Origin of the sequence: Colwellia sp. BRX10-4 (genome assembly GCF_014077465.1) — a bacterium.
In the GTDB taxonomy this organism is placed as follows: domain Bacteria; phylum Pseudomonadota; class Gammaproteobacteria; order Enterobacterales; family Alteromonadaceae; genus Colwellia_A.
Genome location: NZ_JACGVZ010000050.1, coordinates 1 through 5365, shown reverse-complemented (window position 1 = coordinate 5365; position 5365 = coordinate 1). Strand labels below are relative to the sequence as shown.

At 35.5% G+C, this 5365-nt stretch carries 9 protein-coding genes; all 9 read right to left on the bottom strand.

What is annotated here, in order from left to right; genetic code table 11:
* Positions 1–556: 556 nt before the first annotated feature.
* Entirely contained in the window at positions 557–931 is a 375-nt protein-coding gene (locus H4J67_RS20380; protein WP_220471678.1) for a hypothetical protein, read from the bottom strand.
* Positions 932–1048: 117 nt separating this feature from the next.
* Complete coding sequence (locus H4J67_RS19330) at positions 1049–1318, bottom strand: hypothetical protein (protein ID WP_182176821.1); 270 nt, start codon at positions 1316–1318, stop codon at positions 1049–1051.
* Positions 1319–1441: 123 nt separating this feature from the next.
* Positions 1442–1687 carry a hypothetical protein gene (locus H4J67_RS19325; protein ID WP_182204740.1) on the bottom strand — a complete coding sequence of 82 codons (246 nt, stop codon included), beginning with the start codon at positions 1685–1687 and terminating at the stop codon, positions 1442–1444.
* 172 nt (positions 1688–1859) lie between these two features.
* A complete protein-coding gene (locus tag H4J67_RS19320; protein ID WP_182204738.1) occupies positions 1860–2420 on the bottom strand; it encodes an SUKH-4 family immunity protein in 561 nt (186 codons plus the stop codon).
* A gap of 128 nt (positions 2421–2548) precedes the next feature.
* Complete coding sequence (locus tag H4J67_RS19315; RefSeq protein WP_182204736.1) at positions 2549–2821, bottom strand: hypothetical protein; 273 nt, start codon at positions 2819–2821, stop codon at positions 2549–2551.
* A 120-nt stretch (positions 2822–2941) separates the two neighbouring features.
* Positions 2942–3412 (bottom strand): hypothetical protein, encoded by a 471-nt coding sequence (locus H4J67_RS19310; RefSeq protein WP_182204735.1) that lies wholly within the window; start codon positions 3410–3412, stop codon positions 2942–2944.
* Positions 3413–3521: 109 nt separating this feature from the next.
* Positions 3522–3926 carry a hypothetical protein gene (locus tag H4J67_RS19305; protein WP_182204733.1) on the bottom strand — a complete coding sequence of 135 codons (405 nt, stop codon included), beginning with the start codon at positions 3924–3926 and terminating at the stop codon, positions 3522–3524.
* Between the two features lie 130 nt (positions 3927–4056).
* On the bottom strand, positions 4057–4539 hold the full coding sequence (locus H4J67_RS19300) for an outer membrane beta-barrel protein (protein ID WP_182204732.1): 483 nt from the start codon (positions 4537–4539) through the stop codon (positions 4057–4059).
* 140 nt (positions 4540–4679) lie between these two features.
* A complete protein-coding gene (locus H4J67_RS19295; protein ID WP_182176849.1) occupies positions 4680–5186 on the bottom strand; it encodes an STM3941 family protein in 507 nt (168 codons plus the stop codon).
* Positions 5187–5365: the final 179 nt, after the last annotated feature.

The window sequence follows — 5365 nt, the reverse complement described above, 5'->3', positions numbered from 1 at the left end:
AAAACCAATACGCCCTACGATGAGTCAAAATACTTAGAGGCCCTAAAACAAAGAGGCTCACCGCTATTAAAATTTGCTGTAAATAGCTAAATTTTACTAGTTGTCCACCTCAGGGCGTGTTGTTATGTACCTTTTTGCCGATAGCTACCATTGTTGTATGTATAACGGGCACAAGGGTATGCTAATGCCATTAACAATATAAAACTAATTACCTTAAAACTGAGTGCTAACTCAAAATCCAGATTAGATGCTAAGTAAATCAACAAGGGTATAAGTGCAAATACATAGATTAATGTACAAAAGAAACCCATAAAAACAAAGCCATTTCCAATTAGCTGTGAATCACAACTTTGACATTTTGTCCAAAACGCTCTAATTCCGTTACACCAATCCGAAAAAGTAATTGCTGTATTTCCACAATTCGGACAATTCAACTGGATACTCCTCTAGGTACATAACGCCTAATTAACAGGCAAAAAATTGTTGGCTAAAATAAGCGACGAAGGAGCAAAAGCCAACTGTTTTTTGTCCTTGTTTAATTTCTTGTTAGCTGTACTTACATTAAACTGATTGCCCAAACCATTAAAACAAAGAAGCTTAAAAGCATAGATGTACCAACTATAACTTTAATTTTCCTTGAAGTATTTATACTTAAACTAGTGAACCAAGCCTCAGCTCTTTGATAGCGAAGATCATTTTTAACCGCAAAATAGAACAAAACAATAGTAAAAAAGAAGAATGCCAAAATTAATATTTTAGGTAACTCAGATGACAAACTAACACTATTAGGATTAATGTAAGTTATATAAAGTAAGCTTTGGATCACGATATTTAACCAAAAAGCACAAGTCATAATAGGAAAAAACTTTTCCTTTGAATCGTGATTTAAGATGTATTTGACAATAACGTGCCATTTACACAAAACTTCCATCAAACTCCCTGTACAGCTAACGCCCCATTAAGAGGCAAATAATAGTTGGCTAAAATAAGCGACGAAGGAGCAAATAGCCAACTGTTATTTGTCCTGCTTGAATGGCTTGTTATGTGGCTATTCGCCACCACCGTCGCTGCCTGAACAGTCAGAGGATTCACCCCCAATGTACACGCCGCTGCTATATGCATTACTACTAGATTTACTTTGAGATACTTTTTTGAAAGCTATAATTGATCCAAGTAACGGTAAAAGCAAAGCTAACAAATAGTAAGTCTTTTTACGTTGAACAGGCAGACTAAATGAATCCTTTACTGTTAAACATGCAAATAAAGCTAATACAAAATGAGATAACAAACCTATCGTAATAATCAAGTAAAGATTCATAGACTCCTATTGCCACATAACGCCCACTTAAGGGGCAAAATAGAGTTGGCTAAAATAGGTGAACGGAGTGAACAAAACAGCCAACTTTATTTTGTCCCTCTTTAAGTTCTTGTTATACGTTTATTACACTACAACATGTACTTCTCTTGCACCTGCACCCATCGCTATTTCTCGTAGAACTCGATCTTCAACTTCCGATAAGCCACCTTCGAGAAACTCATGAGGTTGGATGGTGATTTTAGGTGAGCGCTTAAAGAAGCCAATTGCACCGAATTCTTTAACTGCATTTGTAAGACAACTTTCTGCCACAAAAAACTTACCAATAAGCAGCCTTGTTGTAGTAAAGGGCTCAGTAGAGTGAAACGTCATACTACGACCTTCGGAAGTTAACACCATCTTGTTTGAATAAACATCTACTTTGATTTCCATATCACCTCAATCTCAAAACGTATAACGCCTTACTAAGCGGCGAAAAATAGTTGGCTAAAATGTACGAGGAACGAGTGCTAGCCAACTGTTTAGCGTCCGTTTGAGTAACTTGTTATACGTTTTTGTAATGCAAACTACAATTGTCTGCAAGCTGTTCCCAGAGCGAATTATTACCTAGCGCTAAAAGATCTATATTTTTTAATTGTGCTTTAAATAACGATACCAATAAAGGATTAACTCGTTGTTCTAGAAAAGCGTTTCTATCTTTTGAATAAGCTTTATCTACCATATCTAAAAACGCATCAAGCGTTAATAATAATTTAGCCAAACTTTCGTTAAGAAAAATTAATGACTTCCCATCAGTACTCACCTGATAAAGGTGGCTTTCATTGGGTTTGATTATTATAGGTTCAGATTCTTGTCCAGCACCAATAACTAAACAATCAGGAAACTGTTGCATTGCAACATCTATATTTCCTTCCCATTCAGTTGCCCAAGACCAATTTGATAATAACGGTAAAAATTGTTCATCTTCAAAGTCGCCGAAGTATAAGTGCGGAGAAACGAAGCCCGGCAACCCTGTTTTACAAATTACATCTACGTTCTCATCCGTAATACTTTTACCTTTCAATAAATGCTTTGGATATATGTGAAGCTCAAAGTCAGGATGCACACTCTACCTCGAAACGTATAACGCCCCATTAAGAGGCAAATGATAGTTGGCTAAAATAAGCGACGAAGGAGCAAATAGCCAACTGTTATTTGTCCTGCTTGAATGGCTTGTTATACGAATATTACGCATTACTGAAAAATCATAGCGACTGCTACCACAACAATAAACAATATTACTGCCAGTGCTAGCATGTTACCTATAAAAGTTAGAGGTTTAGATAACTTAGTGAAAGAACCTAACTCCCATTTAGATAAATTACCTTTGCTTTTAAGAAAAGCCTCTTTATCAGAATCCTGAACATTGCTCCATTCACGATTAAACTTTTTAGATGAACGAACTCCAGTTAGCAATTTATAACCGAAAAAAGCAATTAATAAGATTAAAAGAGCTGCTTCAAACATTTCAGTTAACTCCATAATTGCCTATTCGTATAACGCTTTGCTAAGCGGAAAATAATGGTTGGCTATAATCGCGAAGCGATGGCCAACTGCTATTTTTCCGTTTAAGCAACTTGTTATACATTAATTTTTAGCCTTACCAGCCTCTAAGATTGGCATACCAGCTTCTGTTGGAATATAAATACGCTCGCCATTTCCTTCTTGTAGGCCTTTGATCCAAATATAACGTAGATATGATTCATTATTTTTTAAAGATTCACCAATTATTCTATTGGCTTCTGCTGCTGCTTTCGCTAATTCTATATCAGCTTTACCCTCAGCCTTAGCACGGACTAATTTAGCTTCGCCTTCAGCTTGAGCTAAAGTAACTCTTGCTTTTGCTTGCATTAAAGCAGCTTCTTCTTGCGCTTTAGCTTCTACAATGAGTATTTGTTTACTCCATTCAGCCTCTTTTAAAGAAGCCTTACCATTCATTTCCATGCTGTAAACTTTATATTTTGGCCAAGCCCACAGTGATAAGCTTACGACCAAAACGAAAGAAATAACTAAAAAAACTATACCGCCAAATGCGATTGCGTTCCGATTCGGGTGCATGGACTCTCCTTAATGTATAACGCCCCATTAAGAGGCAAATGATAGTTGGCTAAAATAAGCGACGAAGGAGCAAATAGCCAGCTGTTATTTGTCCTGCTTGAATGGCTTGTTATATTTCATTGCTCGAATATATGCTCAGTATTGGAAACTTATGCTTTCCGAACGATACAGTAATTGATTGAGTCTCTTTACCCTCGAAGTTTAATTTATATTCGAGTGGGCTTATGCGGCTACCGTCAGCAAATAAACCTAGCAAATGATCTTGATCTAAAGTGCGATTACCAGTAGCCAAGTTAGTTAACGTAATAACACTCCAACGCTCCCCAATTACATTGCTCATAAGTACATAGTTTACTATTTCAAAATCCCCCTTCTTAGGCATAATGTTATTATCATTGGCAAAAGATAAATTAATATTTTTTGATACTGACCGCTCAACGCTCAAAACCTCTGTTTCTTCAGCATTGATTGCATAAGAAAATAAAATCAAAATTGGAAAAATATAATTATACACGCAGTATTCTCCTGAAATATAACGCCCGCTTAAGCGGAAAAATGTAGTTGGCCAAAATATTGAACGGAGTGAAAATAGCCAACTGTATTTTTTCCGTTTAAAGCGCTTGTTATACGAATTGTATGCAGAATTAAAAACTAAAACTAACCCCTATATTTAAAGTTATTGAGTCAATGTCACCTAAGTCTATGTAAGTGTACTCTGCATATACCCCCAAGTTATTTTGAAATGAATATTGCCACCCAGCACTTGCAGTTATACCTGCACCATCATTAGCTAAATTAGCAAGGTCACCTTTAGAGACGTTGTAATCATAAAATGCAGCTCCTCCTTTGATGTATAATTCATTGCGTTTTGATAAACTGAATTCACGTTTGACATTTATACTTAATGAATCAAGATCAATTACTGTATCTGCACTAGAATAATTAAGTTCTGCTTTCCAACTATCTAGAAATTGGTAACTATAAAATATATGAGTATTACCAATTGAAGTATCTCTTACTCCATAATCACCAGCTCCTATACCTACGCCTATAGTATGAACTTCCTGATTTGCAAAAGAAGTAAAAGAAATTAAGAAGGCTGAAGATAAAATCCATTTGTTATTCATTTTGTTATCCTTATTGGAATTATTCATAGGTTGAAATTCGTATAACGCCTTGCTAAGCGGCGCAAAATAGTTGGCTAAAAAGTGCGAGGTACGAAGCGCAGCCAACTGTTATGCGTCCGTTTGAGCAACTTGTTATACGTTTACTGCACATACAAGCTTGAATATTCTTCTAATATGGCATCAAGCTCTTTAGCTGTACATCTTAAATTTTCAGTGACTAGTACAATAGGTGTTTTGTACCACATTTTAGTTATTTTAAAGTAGAACTTCGAGAACCAATTAAGGTTACTAAAGAATTTATTGTCATCATTTAGGTGAATAGAGAAATGTGGTGGTGGATTTAAATCAGGGCAATTTATTAATTTAACATCAGACCATTCAATTAGGATGTTATTGGGCAAAGTTGAATTATCAATTAATCCTTCGGGTGTAAAAATAAGTCCTAAACAAGTGCTTCTGACAATTAAGAATTGGGCATATGAGTAAACACTCATCATAAGACCAATAGCTATAAATAATATTGAATATGAAACACTAATTTTCTCGAGATACAGCCAATAAATACCATATACAATTAAAGGAGGTCCAATTAATAAACTTAGTAATGCGTAAAATAAAGCTTTCCGTTTGTTTATCTCAATTTGCACCACAACTCCTTAAACGTATAACGCGACATTAAGCGGCAAAAAATTGTTGGCTAAAATGTTGAACGAAGTGAAAACAGCCAACTGTTTTTTGTCCGTTTGAATGCCTTGTTAGGTTAATCTAGCTTCTTTAGTCGCATAGATAATAAAACAAGTAATCCGCCCATAATACCTGTAGAAAC

Coding starts and splice junctions, on each gene's coding strand:
- H4J67_RS20380 (WP_220471678.1), bottom strand. CDS start 931: ATGGAAGTTTTGTGTAAATGGCACGTTATTGTCAAATACATCTTAAAT.
- H4J67_RS19330 (WP_182176821.1), bottom strand. CDS start 1,318: ATGAATCTTTACTTGATTATTACGATAGGTTTGTTATCTCATTTTGTA.
- H4J67_RS19325 (WP_182204740.1), bottom strand. CDS start 1,687: ATGACGTTTCACTCTACTGAGCCCTTTACTACAACAAGGCTGCTTATT.
- H4J67_RS19315 (WP_182204736.1), bottom strand. CDS start 2,821: ATGTTTGAAGCAGCTCTTTTAATCTTATTAATTGCTTTTTTCGGTTAT.
- H4J67_RS19310 (WP_182204735.1), bottom strand. CDS start 3,412: ATGCACCCGAATCGGAACGCAATCGCATTTGGCGGTATAGTTTTTTTA.
- H4J67_RS19300 (WP_182204732.1), bottom strand. CDS start 4,539: ATGAATAACAAATGGATTTTATCTTCAGCCTTCTTAATTTCTTTTACT.